This is a genomic window from Salinicola halophyticus (genome assembly GCF_003206695.1).
Taxonomy (GTDB): domain Bacteria; phylum Pseudomonadota; class Gammaproteobacteria; order Pseudomonadales; family Halomonadaceae; genus Salinicola; species Salinicola halophyticus.
Genome location: NZ_PZJN01000003.1, coordinates 138014 through 156723, shown reverse-complemented (window position 1 = coordinate 156723; position 18710 = coordinate 138014). Strand labels below are relative to the sequence as shown.

Sequence of the window (18710 nt, the reverse complement as noted above, 5' to 3'; positions counted from 1 at the left end):
ACCCTTTTAACGGCAGGTTAACACGCGCGGACAGCGGTTTCTCCCGCCGCCCCAAAACCGCTATTATAGCGTGACGCGCGCAGCCGGCGGCAAGCCGGCCGCCACCTTTCCCTCGCTCGAATCGCTCAGGATTTTCGATGATCGTTTTGCATACCAATCACGGCGCCATCACGCTCGAACTCGATTTCGACAAGGCTCCCAAGACCGCTGCCAACTTCGAACAGTATGTCAAGGAAGGCCACTACGACGGCACGCTGTTCCATCGCGTGATCGATGGCTTCATGGTTCAGGGTGGCGGCTTCGATACGGACTTCGAGCAGAAGCCCACTCGCGCCACGATCGACAACGAAGCCGATAACGGCCTGACCAACCAGAAAGGCACGGTGGCCATGGCCCGGACGCAGGATCCCCACTCCGCCAGCGCCCAGTTCTTCATCAACGTGGGCGACAACGATTTCCTCAACCACCGCGACAAGAGCGTGCAGGGTTGGGGTTACTGCGTTTTCGGTCGGGTCGTCGATGGCATGGACGTGGTCGACAATATTCGCCAGATCGCCACCGGGCGTCGCGGCATGCACAGCGATGTTCCTACGGATGACGTCGTCATCGAACGTGCCGAAGTCAAATCCTGACCTCTCATCCGACGCCAGCCGACCACCGACAGGAATGAATCGCCGTATGCAACTGCTGATCGCCGATCTCCATCTTCATCCTTCGCAGCCGGATATCGCCAAGGGTTTCATCGACTATCTACGCGGTCCGGCGCGAGAGGCATCATCGTTGACCATCCTCGGCGACCTGTTCGAGGCCTGGATCGGCGATGATTATCGTGGCGATTTCGAGCAGCAGATCATCGCCGAGCTCAAATCCTGCTCGGCGTCAGGCACCCGCCTGGCGTTCATGCATGGCAACCGGGATTTCCTGATCGGCGAAGCGTTTGCCGCCGACAGCGGCTGCGCCCTGCTGGAAGATCCCGCGGTGGTCGAATTGGCCGGTCAGCGCGTTGTATTGCTGCACGGCGACAGTCTGTGCACTCGCGACGAAGCCTATATGGCCTTTCGCCAACAGGCCCGCAACCCGGCCTGGCAGGCACAGATTCTGGCGATGCCGGTCGAGGAGCGGCTGGCGCTGGCCGGCAAGTTGCGGGAACAGTCCGGCGAGGCCAATACCAACAAGGCCGAAGACATCATGGATGTCACCCCCGAGGCCGTCGTGGAGCTCATGCAGCGTCACGACGTGAAGATCATGATTCACGGCCACACCCATCGCCCGGCAGTGCACGATCTCAGCGTCGACGGCGAGCCGGCCACACGCTATGTGCTGGGCGACTGGCGCCCCGGCCAGGGCTGGCAGCTGAGAGTGGAAGACGACACGCTGACGCTCGAGTCGTTCGCGATCTGATCGCGGCAACATCGATGGTAAAAAAGCGCCCGGCTCGAAGCCGGGCGTTTTTGTCAATGCGGCCTGTGTCCAGGCGCTGCAGCCTGCGGTTTCTGCAGCGGGGCCATGCCAAACGTCAGGACGAGAATTGATAGTCCGGTTGACGAGCCGTGGCACTGACATTGTCCAGCAGTGTCCGCCAGCGGGTCAGCACCGGCGCATCGGACAGCGCCACTTCCCCCAGCCGGTAGCGCAACGCATGCCGCTTGTCGGTATCTGCCGGATCGACCAGGGAAAGCCACATCTCGAGACTTTTCAGTTCCATGTGAGGGCTGCCGGCATCGATGGCCCAGCTCCTCGCTTCCTCGATCAGCGCGGCCACCTCTGAAATCTCGTCGCCCATGCGATGCTTGGCGCGAGCCATCTGCAGCGATATCTGCGGCATCATCAGGGAACGCCGCGATCTCGCCTGACGCAGACAGGGCTCGAGATAGGCCACCGCACGCGCCACATCGTTGAGAGCCAGGCAGGCATCGCCGTACCAGAGGAAGGGGCGCTGACAGGGCTCGCGACCGGTCAGCTCACTGAGCTGACGCACGCTATCTTCGATTCGCCGAAAGCCCTGCGCCTCCCCTGCCAACGACTGACCCCATCCCAGCACGCATTCAGCCTCCCAGTGCCAGCGCTGGAGATCGGCGGTGCGGGTCATTTCATGGGCGCGGCGCCCGCGTTCTATCGCCAGATGGACGTGACCCAGTTGGCGATAGAGCGAGGCGGCGAAGATCAGCGCCATCGCCAGCGAGCCGGGATGACGCACGGATTCGGCGAGTCGAATGGCGGCTTCCATCTGCTGTTCGGCACGACGGTAATCGCCACGCAGACACAGCGCCCAGCTCTGATAGCAGGCCGCCGCCACCTGCGGATGATCGGAGTACGGCAGCCATTCCAGCACCATCGGCCGATTGAGCGGATCGATCTGATCGAGATGCTCGTAGGCGAGCGCGACCTGGCCGCTCCAGTATTCCCCGTGGGCGCGAGCGTAAAGCGCCAGACGGTGATACCGGGCGTCGTCGATGCGCTGTGCCAGGTCGCGCAGCTGCAGCGCCAGTGACTCCGCTTCCTGGTTGGCGTGGCGCTGGCTGGCCCCGACCCATAGCCCCCAGGTCACCAGAAATGCCTGATCGTTCGCCTCTTCTTCGTCGAGGGGCGAGCCCTGCCAAAGCTTCTGTGCCTGCAGGAAGCTCTCGTGCGCCGTCGGTGAACCGTGCCCCTCCAGCGCATAGCAGGCCTGCCCTTTCACCGTCAGCAAGCTGACCTGACGCTCGGCGCCGTCGGCAGTTCCCAGACAGTCGAGACCCGATTCCGCCATCTTCAGGGCGGTGCGATTGGCACTGACCTTGAGCGCGCCTCTCGCCGCCATTTCGAAGTAGCGCGCGGCCCGCGCCGCATCCCTGCTGCGCCGCAGATGTTCGGCGAAATCACCGGGATGACGGCTGATCCAGGCGGGGTAGCGGGACTCGATCAGCTCGACGACCCGCTGGTGCAGCACGATACGCACATCCTGTGGGCAAGAGAGATAGGCGGCTTCCTGCAGCAAGGGATGGGTGAACTGGAAATCGTAGGGGTAGGTCTCGCAGGGCTCAATGATCTCCAATCGTCGCATCTGCTCGATTGCCACCTTGAGCGCGGTGTCATCGGTTTCGAGGCACTCGCGCAGCATGCCGGCCTCGAACTGTCGCCCGAACGTCGCCGCCATGTGCGCCACCTGGCGACTGCCCTGCAACTGATCGATCCGGCTCGCCAGCAACCCCAGCAGGCCGCTGGGCAAGCTGGCGACGTCCAGTCGACGTCCTTCGCGCCGATCGATCTCGAGTCGCCGGCAGAGCTCCTGCAGGTAGAGCGGAACGCCTTCGCAGCGCTCGATCAGTTGCTGGCGTAAGCGAGGATTCAGCTTGAGACGATGTTTTCGGCCCAGATAATCCAGCATGTCCGAGGACTGGCGTGTATCGAGACGCCCCAGCACCACCTGTTGATCCCAGTTCAACCTGACCGAAGGCACCTCCCGGTTCTGATGCGAGGCGACCAGCAGCGACGCGGTATGAATCGGCAGCCTGGCCTGGAGGTTCTGTATCACCTTGAGCGATGGTTCATCGAGCCACTGCAGATCGTCGACGATGATCACCAGCGGGCGCCGGGAGGCAGTCATCTCGAGAATCACCGCCTGGATCAGCTGCGTGACCAGCTCCACCGCCTCGTCGGCGTCCTCGCGAGCCAGCGGCTCGCGCCCCAGCACGTCGATCAAGAGCTGGCGGCGCTCGCCACCGATCTTGTCGAGCGTTCGGGTGCGATCGATCAGGGTTTCCAGGACTTCACGACTCGGCTCCTGCTCGAGATGCCACCTCAGCAATGACTGAATCAGTCCGTAGGAAGTCTGGCTGGAAAGCCGGGTGGTGGGCCGCCAGAACACCGCCGCATCTTCGTGCTGCAGGTACTCGCGAAAATGGATCATCAGCGCGGACTTGCCGATACCCGTATCGCCCAGTACCAGCACACTCTGACGAAGCCCCAGCGACACCCGAGCCAGGGCGTCGCGCAGCTGGCGTAGCTCTCCCTCGCGGCCCAGCAGATTGGGCGGCAGCGTGTCGCGCCCCGCGCCGCCCGCGGTGAGCACCAGTCCGCGACGCTGAACCCGGCCGTCGCTACTGATCAGGCGAGGCGCCAGCCGGGACTGAAGATCGAACGCCGGCGGCAGATGCTGGCTGGCGTTGAGCGAGATGACCAGCTCGCTGCGCTGAGCGGCAGCCATCATCGCCAGCGCCACCTGCGTGACGTCACCGAAGGGGTCTATCGACTGGCGTTCAGGCAGCCAGATCACCCGCCCGCTATCCAGCCCGGCCGTCAACGTAAAACGCGGGGGCGGTTCGCCACCGTCCCACACGTTCTCGAGCTCATGCGACAACCCTTGACGACAGTGCTCGAACAGCGCGACCAGCTCCGCCAGCTGGTGGGTCGGACCGTGGGTGCCAAAGCAGGCGAGCCCAATGCCGCTGCCCACAGCGGCCTGCCAGAAACCGCCAAGATGGCGACACTGGGTTTCCAGCCAGGCAAACAGCTGCTGTTGTGCTTTCAGGCAAGCTAGCGCCCGGCCGAGATCGTTGCCGGCTTCTTCGGGGCGTAGCGCGATCGCCATGACGGTGATCTGACGGTAGTCGATGTCATCCGTCGCGTAGCCGTAGACGCCCTGCTGGCCACCCGTAGGGGTGGACCCGCTCGCCGGATTCGGCCAGTCGCCGCCCAAACCCCGGGCAGGTACCTCGGACCAGAACCGCGCCAGTTGCAGAAAGCCGGGCTCGGGCTGCTGCCCGGATAGTGCCAGGTGCTGAAGAAAGGCGTTGAACTGCTCGCGTGCCGCAGCGAACTGGCCGTGTTCGGCCAGTTGTCGTACCAGCCGCTCGTGAAAGGGACCGTAGTCGGGGATTCGATGAATGAGTGTGCGCAGCAGCGCCTCCGGCAGTGCTGCCGATGTCTCGAGCACACGCTCGGCGTATTCGATCAGGCGCTGACGCCATTCGCCCCGAGTGCGTACCAGCCATTGCTGGAAGGCGACGCACTGCCCCAGATGCAGCTCCGCCAGCAGATCGCCGCGGTAGTGGTCGAGCAGTTGCTCCAACGTCTCGACGGTGGGCGGTCGTTGCAATAGCCGCTCGGCCTCCCGCAGATCCCAGGAGACCGCGAGCGGCAGCTCGAAGGTAATCGTCTGACGGGTAACGGACAACGAAGCCTCGGCGAGATCACCGAGACTGTGACGCAGACAGTGCAAGGCGTGGCGAAGATTGGTCCGTCCCGATTTGACGCCCTGGTCCGGCCACAGCATTTCCGCCAGCGCGGCACGACTGACAGGGGTTTCCTGCAGCAGCAGATAGACCAGCAAGGCCTTGACCTTGTCGTAACTGAATTGCGTCAGGCTCTGCGCGTTGCGCTGATAACTGAAATGTCCGAAGAGCGCGATTGTTGTTGTGGCTCGACTTGGGTTCATTGTGATCCGTTATCCGATGGAAGTTGGAATCGCCAGTGGCTTATCGACGAAGCGCCCCGTTTCGACGGCTTTTTTCGATCACGGCAGCTATCGATCACAACGGCCAGAGTGATCGGCGTCGAACGCTCATTCCGTCAGGGCGGGTACACCGCTATGGAAGCGAAACATGGCGTCTTCGCTCTGGATCAGCGCCTGTTCATGGGCCGCGAACCGGGCAACGCGTTCCGCCACGAAGGCCTTGCCAGCATAGCGTTCCGCCAGCCCGAGATAATCTTCGAAGTGCCGGCCTTCCGAACGCACCAGGGAGCGATAGAATCTGGCCAGCGGCTCGTCGAGATGGGGAATCAGACGGGCGAAGCGTTCACACGAGCGGGCCTCGATGAATGCACCGACGATCAGGATGTCGATCAATCGCTGCGGCTCTTCGCGGGCCACGTGCTCTCGCAACCCTTCAGCGTAACGAGAGGCCGGGATATGCGAGTAATCGATCCCGCGCTCCTGCATCAACCCGACCACCTGTTCGAAATGAAGCAGCTCCTCCCGCGCCAGCTGCGACATCTTGGTCAGCAGCTCGGGGCGGTCGACGTAACGAAACATCAGACTCATCGCCGTCGACGCGGCCTTCTTCTCACACTGCGCGTGATCGATCAGCAGCAGCGCTGGATTCTCCAGCGCCGCCTCTATCCAGCGCTGCGGTGTATCGCACGGCAAAAACGCCAGCAGTTCGGCAGGCAACAAGTCGTCGGTCACGGTTTCGGTATTGGCAGTCATTCGTCCGATAGTCATTGACGTTCAGCGATCGACGGGCAGTCGATCGACTGGAAAGTGGGTACGAGAGACGTCGAGAGTCATTACGACTGACGCCGAGGAAGCGATCCGTCGAGAACGCGAAATGCCGTGAAGAAGGACACTGCCACTGGCGTCATGACGGCAGCTTACTCGGCCGCTCCGATGCCTGGCCCAATGCGTTGAATCACAGTGGACTCGACGAATCACCGTCATGGTAGCGCCTGCCCTGACAGACTGCGATACCCAATTTTAAGACATTGGTGTCATTTACTCGGAGGAATAAAGCGCTTCAAGTCGCCGCTCCTTAACATTGTCGACAGTTTGTCGTAGACTCCGCGGCGCCCACCGCAGCCGATCCATGGCAGCCGAACCCGCTCATGGCAACCGAACTGTCTCCGCCGACTGATGGCCGACCAGCAGGTAACCATGTAGTGGCGCCTGTACCGTATCGCTCATGCGGGCTCCAACACTCGATGAGGATCTCCCCGTGCTTGAAGCTTACCGCCAACATGTCGAGGAGCGCGCCCTGGAAGGCGTGCCACCGAAACCGTTGAATGCCGAAATGGCCGCCCAACTGATCGAGCTGTTGAAGCAGCCCCCGGCCGGCGAAGAAGCATTTCTGCTCGAACTGATTACCGACCGCGTGCCGCCGGGCGTCGACGAGGCCGCCTACGTCAAGGCCGGGTTCCTTACCGCCATCGTCAAGGGCGAGGCGAATTCCCCGCTGATCGACAAGATTCACGCGGTCAAGCTGCTGGGCACCATGCAGGGTGGCTACAACATCGCCACGCTGGTCGAACTGCTCGACGACAATGAGTTGGCCCAGGAAGCCGGAGAGCAGCTCAAGCACACCCTGTTGATGTTCGATGCCTTTCACGATGTCGCGGAACGCGCCAAAAATGGCAACGCCGTGGCGCAGAGCGTGCTGGAATCCTGGGCCGACGCCGAGTGGTTCCTGGCCAAGCCGGCTCTGCCCGAGAAGATCAGCATCGCGGTGTTCAAGGTGCCGGGCGAAACCAATACCGACGATCTCTCGCCGGCACCGGATGCCTGGTCGCGCCCCGACATTCCGCTGCACGCGAACGCCATGCTCAAGAATGCACGCGACGGCATCGAGCCCGAAGTCGCTGGCGCCAAGGGCCCCATGACGCAGATCGACGCGGTCAAGGCCAAGGGCTTTCCGGTCGCCTACGTCGGTGACGTGGTCGGCACGGGGTCGTCGCGCAAGTCTGCCACCAACTCGGTGCTGTGGTTCTTCGGTGACGACATCCCCTACGTGCCCAACAAGCGTGCCGGCGGCTTCTGCTTCGGCGGCAAGATCGCCCCGATCTTCTTCAACACCATGGAAGACGCCGGCGCCCTGCCGATCGAGATGGACGTCGAGCAGTTGGACATGGGCGACGTCATCGACGTTTACCCCTATGAAGGCAAGGTGACTCGTCACGACAGTGCCGAAGTGGTCTCCACCTTCGAACTCAAGACTCAGGTCATCCTCGATGAAGTGCGCGCCGGCGGCCGTATCCCGCTGATCATCGGTCGCGGTCTCACCGAAAAAGCGCGCAACGAACTCGGTCTACCGGCATCGGCTATCTTCCGTCTGCCGGAGCAGCCGGTCGATACCGGCAAAGGCTTTACTCTGGCTCAGAAGATGGTCGGTAAGGCCTGCGGCATGAATGGCGTGCGCCCCGGCATGTACTGCGAGCCGAAGATGACCACGGTCGGCTCCCAGGACACCACCGGGCCGATGACCCGCGACGAGCTCAAGGATCTGGCGTGTCTCGGCTTCCAGGCCGACCTGGTGATGCAGTCGTTCTGCCACACCGCCGCCTACCCCAAGCCGGTCGACGTCGAGACCCACCACACGCTGCCCGACTTCATCATGAATCGAGGTGGCGTCTCGCTGCGTCCGGGCGACGGCATCATCCACTCCTGGCTCAACCGCATGCTGCTGCCGGACACGGTCGGCACCGGCGGTGACTCCCATACCCGCTTCCCCATGGGCATCTCGTTCCCGGCGGGTTCGGGTCTGGTCGCCTTCGCAGCAGCCACCGGCGTCATGCCGCTGGACATGCCGGAATCCGTGCTGGTCCGCTTCAAGGGCGAGCGCCAGCCCGGCATCACCCTGCGCGATCTGGTCCACGCGATTCCCTACTACGCGATTCAGCAGGGCCACCTGACGGTCGCCAAGTCCGGCAAAAAGAATATCTTCTCCGGTCGCATTCTGGAAATCGAGGGCCTCGAGGATCTCACCGCCGAGCAGGCGTTCGAGCTTTCCGACGCCTCCGCCGAGCGTAGCGCCGCCGGCTGTACCATCACGCTGGGCGAAGAGCGCGTCACCGAGTACCTGAACTCCAACGTCACGCTGTTGAAGTGGATGATCAGCGCCGGCTACGGCGATCGCCGCACGCTGGAGCGCCGCATCGAAGCGATGGAAGCCTGGCTGGCAAACCCGAGTCTGATGCGCGCCGACGCCGATGCCGAATACGCCACCATCATCGAAATCGATCTGGCCGAAATCGACCAGCCGGTGCTGTGCGCCCCCAACGACCCGGATGATGCTCGTCTGCTCTCCGACGTCGCCGGTCAGAAGATCGACGAAGTGTTCATCGGCTCCTGCATGACCAACATCGGCCACTTCCGCGCCGCCGGTAAATTGCTCGAGAAGCAGCCCGCCGGTAGCCTGAAAACGCGCCTGTGGCTTGCACCGCCGACCAAGATGGATCAACATCAGTTGACCGAGGAAGGGTACTACGGTATCTACGGCAAGGCTGGCGCGCGCATGGAAATGCCTGGCTGCTCCTTATGCATGGGCAACCAGGCCCGCGTGGCGCCGAAATCGACCGTGGTGTCCACTTCCACACGTAACTTCCCCAACCGTCTGGGCGACGGCGCCGACGTCTATTTGGCTTCGGCAGAGCTCGCGGCGATCGCTGCCGTAGAAGGCCGCCTGCCCACGGTCGAGGAATACAAAGCTACCATGGGCGAGTTCAATGCCATGGCGGGAGAAATCTACCGCTACATGAACTTCCATGAGATAGAGGATTTCCAGAAAGCGGCCGCAACGATCATTCCGGCCGCCCAGGAAGCCTGATACGACTCTTCCGATGCTCGCAGCTTCATGAAGAGGTCACCGAAACGCCCCGCCAATGCGGGGCGTTTTTTTATGCCGGTTATGTCGGCCGTCATCCAGCGAGGGGCTCGGACATCGACTCGAACGCTGGTTTGCCTCACGAACCGACGCGAGCCTCGTTGAATAGTCAAACGCTGTTCATTATTCTCACGGATGCGTCTGCCATCGTGGCGACACGACAGGACACGGTTCCGGGAAGTCCACCCGGACTCGAATCAGGAGATCAACGATGAAGATCCAAGCCTGGCTGGCTTTGCCGGCCGCCCTCTGCCCTATGTTTCTGGCAGCACCGCTGCTTCTGGTCGCGCCCACGGCGCAGGCGGCCAATGCCGACGGCCTTTATCTCGGCGTGGGAACCGGCTTCAGCTCGCTGAAGAATGATGACGGTGATGTCGGCGACTTCATCGAATCCGGTAGCGACGATTTCGATATCGACGACGATGATGACAATGTCTACAAGGCGTTCGTCGGTTACGAGTACAACCGTTATTTCGCCACCGAGGCCTTCTACGCCGATCTCGGCAAGACCCGGCTCGAGGGCAATGATGGATCGAGCGCCGATCTGGAAAGTCAGGCCTACGGCCTGAGTCTCGTCGGCAAGCTGCCGGTGACCGACTGGCTCGAACTCTTCGCCAAGGCTGGCATGGCCAAATGGAAAACCGATGTCACCGGTCATCTCGACAGTGCCTCGGCCCATATGGACGACAATGATGGCATCGACCCCGTTTACGGGGCGGGCGCTCAGCTCAACTTTCGTCCACTGCTGGTCCGCGCCGAATACGAGCGCTACGACTTCGACAGCGATTACCAGGTCGACTCTTTCACCGCCTCTGTCGGCTGGATGTTCTGAGCGTCGCTCGCCCTGAAAGCAAGCTCCGAAACGTCTTCAAGAGCGCATTATCGCCATTCCATTCATGTCGTCTTCCGGTCGCCCTTGGGCGACCTTTTCGTCTGTCGGCGGCTGAACTTGCAAAGATGACGGTTTGACGACAAAACTGATAACGGTTTGACGACAACATTACAGACACACGCTTTCTCGCCGCCATCATCGCCGAGCCCACTCGATCCAGGAAGGAACGCCGCCTCGACGCCATGTTAGCTCCTCGCTCGCTGATTCAAGACATCGCCCGCCAGATCCGCGCCCATCTACGCTCTCTGGTCGCTTTCCATCTCTTCTTCACGTTGCTGGCATCGGCAGTCTGGGTGCCGCTATCGGCCAACACGCTCTCCGGCCTGCTTCAGCGCATCGGCCGTCCGGTACTCAGCAATAACCAGATCGCGGACGTGGCGCTTTCCCCCTGGGGCTTGATCTGGCTGCTGACGGCCATCGTGCTCAGCTTTCTGGTGATCTTCCTGCAGCAGGCCGGCATGATGCTGGTGGTCTCGAGTCCGGCCGGCAACCGCTATCGGGTGGCGATGGGGTCGCTCTGGCATGTGCTAAAACGCTTTCCGGCGCTGGTGACCCTGACGTTTCTGCAGGTCGGCAGCCACTTGTTGCTGGCGGCACCCTTCGCCATCGGCCTGGCCCATTTGTACGGCGCCATGCTCGGCGATATCGAACCCTACATCCTGATTCATCTCAAGCCGCCGGTACTGTGGGAATTTCTGGCCTTCGCCGCGCCCATCTTGCTGATCCTGGTGCTGCTCAGCGCCAAGCTCTACTTCCGCTGGTTTCTGGCACTGCCCGCCATGATGCTCGACGGCCTCAAGCCGATTGCCGCGCTGCGCCGCAGCCGCGAACTGACCCAGGGACGGCGTCTACGGATGGCGCTGATGGTCGTCGGCATCGCTCTGGTCGTGGCTGCCATTCCGATCGTCTTCAGCGTCGGGTTCAATACCCTGGGCGGCATCCTGCTCGGCAACCTGCCCGAACGCAACAGCGTGCTGGTCCCCGCGATGCTGGCCTACTTGGCGTTCTATATCGTCGCCACGATCGCCCTCACCTTTCTGGGCATCGCCGCCAACAGCATGCTGGTGATCACGCTTTACCATCGCGCTACCGGTCGAGCGACGGTATTCCGTCAGTCTTCCACGCCGCGGCGCACCGGGGTCATCGCCTGGGGCGCAGAGATCCTGCTGCTGGTGTTTGCCCTGGGCCAGGCGGGCTGGATACTGCATGGGTTCGAGATCAACGATCACGTCACCATCACCGCGCATCGCGGCAGCTCGCTGGTGGCACCGGAAAACACGATGGCATCGATGAATCAGGCCATCGCCGACGGAGCGGACTATCTCGAGCTGGATGTGCGTCTGAGCAGCGATCGTCAGGTGGTGGTCTCGCACGACAACAATCTGAGTCGGCTGACCGGGGTCGATCGCAACATCAGCGACATGACGCTCGAGGAGATCGAACGGGTCGATGTGGGCTCCTACTTCGGCGACGCCTTCATCGGCGAACGCATCCCCACCTTTCAGCTGGTGCTCGACAACGCCCAGGGCCGCATCGGTCTCTACGTCGAGCTCAAGCCTGCCCACGGCAACGCCGAGGAACTGACGCGCAAGGTCATTGCGCAGTTGAAGGCCAGCCACATGGGCGAGCATGCCGTCATCGCTTCGCTTTCGCCGGACATCATCGAAAGGGTCAAAGCGATCGACTCCGATATGCGCACCACGCTGTTCATGCAGTTCGTGCTTCCCGGTGCGCTCAATACCACCGATGCCGACATCATCGGCCTGCGCCACACCCAGGCGACACCGAGCCTGTTACGGACCATCCACGGCACCGGCCGAAGTGTCGCGGTGTGGACCGTCAACGGCATTGGCGACATGTCACGCTATATCGACATGGGTGTCGATAACATCATTACCGATCGGCCCGAGGCGCTGACCAGCATCCTCGCCGAGCGACGCGAGATGTCGGATGGCGAACTGTTGCTGGTGAAGCTGCGCAACTGGCTACGGTCCTGAGGCAAAGCGGCTCGCGGCCTGACTGCCGGTCGGCTTGGCATATCCGCACACAAAAAAGCCGGCGCGAGGATATCGCGCCGGCTCGGTGATTCCGCCGCCAAACTTAGCCCAGCGTTTCGCCCGCCAGCATGAACCAGGTTTCGAGCACCGCATCCGGATTCAGGGAGACGGAGTCGATCCCCTGCTCCATCAGCCACTTGGCCAGCTCCGGATGGTCGGAAGGCCCCTGACCGCAGATGCCCACGTACTTGCCCTGCGCCTTGCAAGCCTGAATCGCCATCGACAAGAGCTTCTTGACCGCCGGATCCCGTTCGTCGAACAGGTGCGCGATGATCGCGGAATCCCGATCCAGCCCCAGCGTCAACTGGGTCAAATCGTTGGAACCGATGGAGAAGCCATCGAAGTGCTCGAGAAACTCATCCGCCAGCAGCGCGTTGGATGGCAGCTCGCACATCATGATGACCTTCAGACCCTGATCTTCGGGAGATGAAGAGGCGCCGCGCTTGAGGCCGTTGGCCTCGAGCAGATCGACGACGGCCTTGCCCTCGGCGGGCGTGCGCACGAACGGCACCATGATCTCGACGTTGGTGAGCCCCATCTCGTCGCGAACACGCTTCAGTGCTCGACATTCCAGCTCGAAGCAGGCGCGAAAATCGTCCGAGATATAGCGGGATGCGCCGCGGAAACCCAACATCGGGTTCTCTTCGCCCGGCTCGTAGAGCTTGCCGCCGATCAGGTTTTCGTATTCGTTGGACTTGAAGTCCGACAGCCGCACGATCACGCGCTTGGGATAGAACGCCGCGGCCAGCGTGGAAATCCCCTCGACCAGACGGTCGACATAGAAACTAACCGGGTCGGCGTAGCCGGCGGTGCGCAGGTCGATGGTCTGCTTGAGGTCAGGCGAGAGCTTGTCGTAATCCATCAACGCGCGCGGATGTACCCCGATCATGCGATTGATGATGAACTCCAGGCGCGCCAGACCGATCCCCTCATTGGGCAGTCCCGCGAAAGCGAAGGCCCGGTCCGGGTTGCCCACGTTCATCATGATCTTGAACGGGATCTCCGGCATGCCGTCGACGCTGGTGGTCTGGCAATCGTACTCGAGCTTGCCCTGATAGACGTGCCCCGTGTCGCCCTCGGCGCAGGAGACCGTCACCTCGACGTCGTCCTGCAGCAACTCGGTGGCATCGCCACAGCCGACCACCGCCGGAATGCCCAGTTCGCGGGCGATGATCGCCGCATGGCAGGTACGGCCGCCGCGATTGGTAACGATGGCCGATGCGCGCTTCATGATCGGCTCCCAGTCAGGGTCGGTCATGTCGGTGACCAGCACGTCGCCGGGCTGCACCTTGTGCATCTCTTCCGGCGATGCCACTAGCTTGACCTTGCCCTGGCCGATGCGCTGACCGATGGCACGGCCTTCGACCAGCACGCGGCTCTTGCTCTTGAGCGTGAACCGTTCCAGCGTGCCAACCTGCTGATTGGATACAACCGTCTCCGGCCGCGCCTGGACGATATAGAGCTTGCCGTCGTCACCGTCACGCGCCCACTCGATGTCCATCGGACGACCGTAGTGCTTTTCGATGGTCACCGCCTGGCGCGCCAGCTCCATGACGTCGTCATCGCTCAAGCAGAAACGCTGGCGATCCGCATGCGCGACGTCGACGGTCTTGACCGAGCGACCCGCGGCCGTATCGTCGGTATAGACCATCTTGAGCCGCTTGGATCCCAGCGTGCGGCGCAGTACGGCCGGTCGGCCGGCAGCCAGCGTCGGCTTGTGGACGTAGAACTCGTCCGGGTTGACCGCGCCCTGCACCACCGTCTCGCCCAGACCCCAGGCGCCGGTGACGAATACCGCATCGCGATAGCCGGATTCGGTGTCGAGCGTGAACATCACGCCGGCTGCCGCCGTCTCGGAGCGGACCATCTTCTGGATCCCGGCCGACAGTGCGACGTTCTCGTGGGCATAGCCGCGGTGAACGCGATAAGAGATGGCGCGATCGTTGAACAGCGAGGCGAAGACTTCGTGAACCGCCCGTTTGACGTTGTCGAAGCCGTCGATATTGAGAAAGGTTTCCTGCTGGCCGGCGAACGAGGCGTCGGGCAGATCTTCGGCGGTGGCCGACGACCGAACCGCCACCTTGAGCTGGGGATGCCTGGTCTGCAGCGTCTGATAAGCGTCTGCCAGCGCCTGTTCGAAAGCCGGGGGTAGCGGCGTGTCGATCACCCACTGACGAACTTTCTCGCCCACCTTGGCCAGCATCTCGGTGTCATCGACGTCGAGCCGGGAAAGCTCGGCATTGATTCGATCGTTCAGCCCGTCATGAGCGAGAAACTCGCGATAGGCGTGGGCCGTGGTGGCAAAGCCGCCCGGGACGGTAACGCCAGCGTCCGCCAGGTTGGAGATCATCTCCCCGAGTGAGGCGTTCTTGCCCCCGACGCGTTCGACGTCGGACATTCCCAGTTGCTCGAAGGTAATGATGAAGGGTTCCAAAGTCATCTCCTGGTCGTCTCGACTGGCCACTGTTCGTCGCTGATGATCGCATCCGATCGCGGTACATCGAACAACGCTCATTGAGCATGGCTCATCGGGCGTGGTTCATTGAACGTGGTCCACTGAAAATGGCGCGATCCGCTGCACCGTGATGGAGCCAGAAGCTAACAGGCGGCCATAGGCTTAGCCAGAAGTTTAAGGGCGTAGAGTTTGGAGTATTTCTACAGGAATCCGGGGATTGGCAGCATTCCTGTAGTCACCGGCTGCCGTTGCCGTTGCTCGACGGCAACGAGTTGCTCGCGCGGGGATTTTGGGCCGACAATGGTTGATCGCCACACTTGGATGAACGCCATGCCCCGCACCGCTTTCTTCATCTCCGACGGCACCGGCATCACCGCGGAGACCCTCGGCCGCAGCCTGCTTTCGCAGTTCGAAAACACCGAATTCATTCAGGTGACCAAGCCCTATATCGACACCCTCGACAAGGCCCGCTCGCTGGTCGGCATCATCGAAGCGACCGCCGAACGCGACGGCATCCGTCCGATCGTCATCGACACCATCGTCGATCAAGCGATCCGCAATATCGTCGCCGAGGCATCGGCGTTCAAGGTGGATATCTTCTCCACCTTTCTCGCGCCGCTGGAAGAGGAACTGGAAACGCATTCCACCTATACCGTCGGCCGCACCCACGCCATCGGCCGCGACGATGTCTATATGCATCGGATCGAGGCGGTCAACTTCGCCCTCGATAACGACGATGGGGCGAGGACGCATCAGTACCAGGAAGCGGACGTCATCCTGATCGGCGTCTCGCGGTGCGGTAAGACGCCCACCTCGCTCTATCTGGCGCTGCAGTTCGGCATTCGCGCGGCCAACTATCCGCTGACCGAAGACGATCTCGATGAGAACGGGATTCTCAACCTCCCCCCCTCTCTGGCCAAGCATCGCCACAAGCTGTTCGGATTGACCATCGATGCTCGCAGGCTGGCGGCCATTCGCACCGAGCGACGGCCCGATAGCCGCTACTGCTCGATGGACCAGTGCATGCAGGAGATCGGCCAGGCCGAAGCGCTCTACCGCCGTCACAATATCTCCTACATCGACACGACTCGCTTTTCGATCGAGGAGATCTCGACCCGGATGATCAACGAATCCGGGCTGCAGAGACGCTTCAGCCCGCGTTGAGCGGGCTGAAGAAGAGACTCATGCACGGGCCGAGCCGTAAGACACTAACAGCGTCGTCTCATAGACCTTTAGGGGCAAAGATCCCCGGCGCGTTGCGCCAGTAACCCTTGTAGTCCATGCCGAAACCGAACACGTAGCGGTCGACGACTTCCAGCCCGCAGTAGTCGGCCTTGAGGTCCGGCGTGGTCTTGCGGTCGTGACGCTTGTCGACCAGTACCGCCGTCGAAATGCTGGCAGCGCCGGCCTGTCGGCAGTAGTCGAGTATCGCGGCGAGCGTCGCCCCTTCATCGAGGATGTCATCGACGATGACCACATGACGGCCAGCCATCGGCACCTCCGGCGAGACGCGCCAGAACAGTTCGCCGCCGCGAATGCCGCCGCGATATCGCGTGGCGTGGAGATAGTCGACTTCTAGCGGGAATCCAAGCCGGGTCAGCAAGTGTCCGGTGGTAATCAGCCCGCCGTTCATGACGCAGTAGAAGACGGGGAGCTTGTCGCCCAGTTCGCGGGTGATATCGGCCGCCATGCGATCCAGCGCCTGCTCGACCTGAACCTGGTCGATCAGGCAGTCCGCGTTGTCCATCACATCCTGCATCGAACTCAAGGCATCGATCGGTGGAGTATCAGTCATTGTTTACCATTCACCAGGAAAAACGCGGCGGCAGAGCAGGACACTGCCACCGTGGAAAATATCGTAGCGCTATCGCTCATTCGGACTCATTGAGCGCATTGAGACGAGCATGGGTACGCCGCCAGCGGGAGATGGCCGCCAGTGACTCCAGGCTGGGACGAGCGCGGGCATAGCGTAGCTTGGCAATGCGCTGGGCCTGACGCCCTTCGCAGGCAGCGACCACCGCGCGGGCATCGGCGGGGGCATTGCAGATCACCGCCATATCGCAACCGGCATTCCAGGCCGCCTCGGCGCGTTCACCCGGCGTTCCGGCGGTGTGGGCCGCGGCCATCGTCAAATCATCCGAGAAGATCGCGCCCTTGAAACCCAGCTCTTCGCGCAGCATGCCCAGCCAGCTAGGGGAGAAGCCGGCCGGGCGATCGTCGAAGGCGGAATAAATGACGTGCGCCGGCATGATCCCGTCGAGCTTGCCTGCCAGCCGAGCGAACGGGATCAGGTCATGCTCTCGCAGAGCGGCCAACGGCCGTGGATCTTCGGCGATCTTGAAATGAGAATCCTGACGCGCCCCACCGTGACCCGGGAAATGCTTGCCGATCGCGACCAGGCCCGATTCGTGCAGCCCATCGACGAAAGCGCCAGCCAGCGCGCTCACCACTTCGGGATCCGGCGAAAAGCTGCGAGAGCCGATCGCCGGCGACTGATCGTCATCGAGGTCGAGAACCGGGGCAAAGGTCAGATCGAAACCGCAGGCCGCCATCTCCATGCCCAGCAGCCAACCGGTATCCTGCGTCAGCGTCAGAGCGGCTTCGGGAGACTCGGCGAACTGACGACCCAGCGTCGCCATGGCCGGTATCTGCGTCACGCCATCCTTCAGGCGCTGTACGCGGCCACCTTCCTGATCGACGGCCACCAGGATATCGGGACGACATTCGCGAATCTGGCCGATCAGCGCCTGGGTGGTGGCGACATCCGGCGTATTTCTGGCAAACAGCAAGACGCCACCGACCTCCGGGCGGGAGATCAACTGGCGCTCCTCATCACGCAACCGCGTGCCTTCCACATCCAGCATGACCGGACCGAGAGGTTGAGTCATAGCAAACACCTGAGACCATTGAGCGCCCGATTCTAGACGACACCGAAGACGCATGACAGAGGCAGCGTGACGCAAGGCCATCCGGACACGCGATTCCGACGCCCTGTACTGACGCCCTGTTTCGACGCCCTGTTTCGACGCCCTGTTCTGACGTCCTGTTCTGGCGCCCTATGGCATCCGCCTTGTGGCGTCGGTTCTATCGCTTCAATCGGCCAGCGGTGCGTGCGTCTCCAGCGCAGCGGGGAGCGGCGCCTGCATGCCGGCAACCACCACCGGGCGCAGATGCCGGATCAGCTCGCGTACCGTCATATGATCCTGATATTCGTTGTCGGCGATATCGCGCAGCGCATCCAGGCCGGAGAGCGTGAAGACCACCGTGCCCAGCATGAAATGCAGCCGCCAGAATCGCTCGACGTCCGGTAAATCCGGCGTTGCCAGGCGCAGGCACTCGACGAAGCGATGAAAGGTTTCGCCGTAGTGCTCCTGAATATAACGCCGCAGGTGCCCCTGAGCCTGGGTATAGGCGAGCCCGAGCAGCTTCATGAATATCTTGAGGCTATTGCGCTCGGCGGGCACCTCCAGAACGCTGGTGGCAAGCTGCTCGAGCAGGACCTCGAGCGGGATCTGCTTACCTCGATAGCGGGACTCCAGTTCATCGAGCGCCGTATTGAGACGCGCCGCGAACGGATCGAGGTAGCGGGCGAATACCGCCTGGATCAGCGACTTCTTGGATCCGAAATGGTAGTTCACCGCAGCCAGGTTCACCTTGGCCCGGGTAGTGATGTTGCGCAGCGAGGTTTCGGCGAAACCCTTCTCGGCGAACAGGATCTCCGCCGTATCGAGAATGCGAGTAACGGTATCGGGTGGAGCCATCTCATACCTCGCGCCTGAGAACAACGACTTAGAACGGTCATGATTCTAATCATTCGGGGACAGCCCGCACAATCAGGCATTCGGCCAGCCCATCGCCAGGTCCAGTCTGGAGCCATAAAGCCCCTTCCCTCATCGAGGATGACTGGATACAATTCCAGGCTGTATACATGAACACGCCTGGTCGCATGCCAG

The 18710-nt window shown here is 62.1% G+C and carries 12 protein-coding genes; 6 read left to right on the top strand and 6 right to left on the bottom strand.

Translation table 11 applies throughout. The features are described from left to right. Positions 1-137 precede the first annotated feature (137 nt). On the top strand, positions 138-632 hold the full coding sequence (locus DOM58_RS02790) for a peptidylprolyl isomerase (RefSeq protein WP_110691691.1): 495 nt from the start codon (positions 138-140) through the stop codon (positions 630-632). A gap of 46 nt (positions 633-678) precedes the next feature. After that, the gene (locus tag DOM58_RS02785; protein WP_110691690.1) at positions 679-1401 is read left to right on the top strand and encodes a UDP-2,3-diacylglucosamine diphosphatase; all 723 of its coding nucleotides are present in this window, start codon (positions 679-681) and stop codon (positions 1399-1401) included. A 115-nt stretch (positions 1402-1516) separates the two neighbouring features. Here DOM58_RS02785 and DOM58_RS02780 read toward each other — a convergent pair whose 3' ends face one another. Next, positions 1517-5416 carry an ATP-binding protein gene (locus tag DOM58_RS02780; RefSeq protein WP_110691689.1) on the bottom strand — a complete coding sequence of 1300 codons (3900 nt, stop codon included), beginning with the start codon at positions 5414-5416 and terminating at the stop codon, positions 1517-1519. 126 nt (positions 5417-5542) lie between these two features. Beyond that, positions 5543-6202 (bottom strand): MiaE family protein, encoded by a 660-nt coding sequence (locus tag DOM58_RS02775; protein WP_245392124.1) that lies wholly within the window; start codon positions 6200-6202, stop codon positions 5543-5545. A gap of 490 nt (positions 6203-6692) precedes the next feature. On the opposite strand from DOM58_RS02775, the gene acnB reads away from it, so the two are divergent. From acnB to DOM58_RS02760, 3 genes are all read left to right on the top strand, one after another. Beyond that, positions 6693-9296, top strand: coding sequence for a bifunctional aconitate hydratase 2/2-methylisocitrate dehydratase (gene acnB / locus DOM58_RS02770; protein ID WP_110691687.1), 2604 nt, complete (start codon positions 6693-6695; stop codon positions 9294-9296). 268 nt (positions 9297-9564) lie between these two features. After that, positions 9565-10185 (top strand): porin family protein, encoded by a 621-nt coding sequence (locus tag DOM58_RS02765; RefSeq protein WP_245392123.1) that lies wholly within the window; start codon positions 9565-9567, stop codon positions 10183-10185. Positions 10186-10427: 242 nt separating this feature from the next. Beyond that, the gene (locus tag DOM58_RS02760) at positions 10428-12242 is read left to right on the top strand and encodes a glycerophosphodiester phosphodiesterase (RefSeq protein WP_110691686.1); all 1815 of its coding nucleotides are present in this window, start codon (positions 10428-10430) and stop codon (positions 12240-12242) included. Between the two features lie 103 nt (positions 12243-12345). On the opposite strand, the gene ppsA is transcribed toward DOM58_RS02760, so the two are convergent. Further along, a complete protein-coding gene (ppsA, locus tag DOM58_RS02755; RefSeq protein ID WP_425353381.1) occupies positions 12346-14742 on the bottom strand; it encodes a phosphoenolpyruvate synthase in 2397 nt (798 codons plus the stop codon). A 345-nt stretch (positions 14743-15087) separates the two neighbouring features. On the opposite strand from ppsA, the gene ppsR reads away from it, so the two are divergent. Continuing rightward, positions 15088-15921, top strand: coding sequence for a posphoenolpyruvate synthetase regulatory kinase/phosphorylase PpsR (gene ppsR / locus DOM58_RS02750; protein WP_075562036.1), 834 nt, complete (start codon positions 15088-15090; stop codon positions 15919-15921). Between the two features lie 58 nt (positions 15922-15979). Here the strand turns inward: ppsR and DOM58_RS02745 are convergent, their stop codons facing one another. The 3 genes from DOM58_RS02745 to DOM58_RS02735 all read right to left on the bottom strand — a co-directional run bounded on the left by DOM58_RS02745 (position 15980) and on the right by DOM58_RS02735 (position 18518). Continuing rightward, positions 15980-16552, bottom strand: a complete 573-nt coding sequence (locus DOM58_RS02745; protein WP_110691684.1) for a hypoxanthine-guanine phosphoribosyltransferase — start codon at positions 16550-16552, stop codon at positions 15980-15982. Positions 16553-16628: 76 nt separating this feature from the next. Next, the gene (nagZ, locus tag DOM58_RS02740) at positions 16629-17645 is read right to left on the bottom strand and encodes a beta-N-acetylhexosaminidase (protein WP_110691683.1); all 1017 of its coding nucleotides are present in this window, start codon (positions 17643-17645) and stop codon (positions 16629-16631) included. Positions 17646-17849: 204 nt separating this feature from the next. After that, complete coding sequence (locus DOM58_RS02735) at positions 17850-18518, bottom strand: TetR/AcrR family transcriptional regulator (protein ID WP_110691682.1); 669 nt, start codon at positions 18516-18518, stop codon at positions 17850-17852. Positions 18519-18710 lie beyond the last annotated feature (192 nt).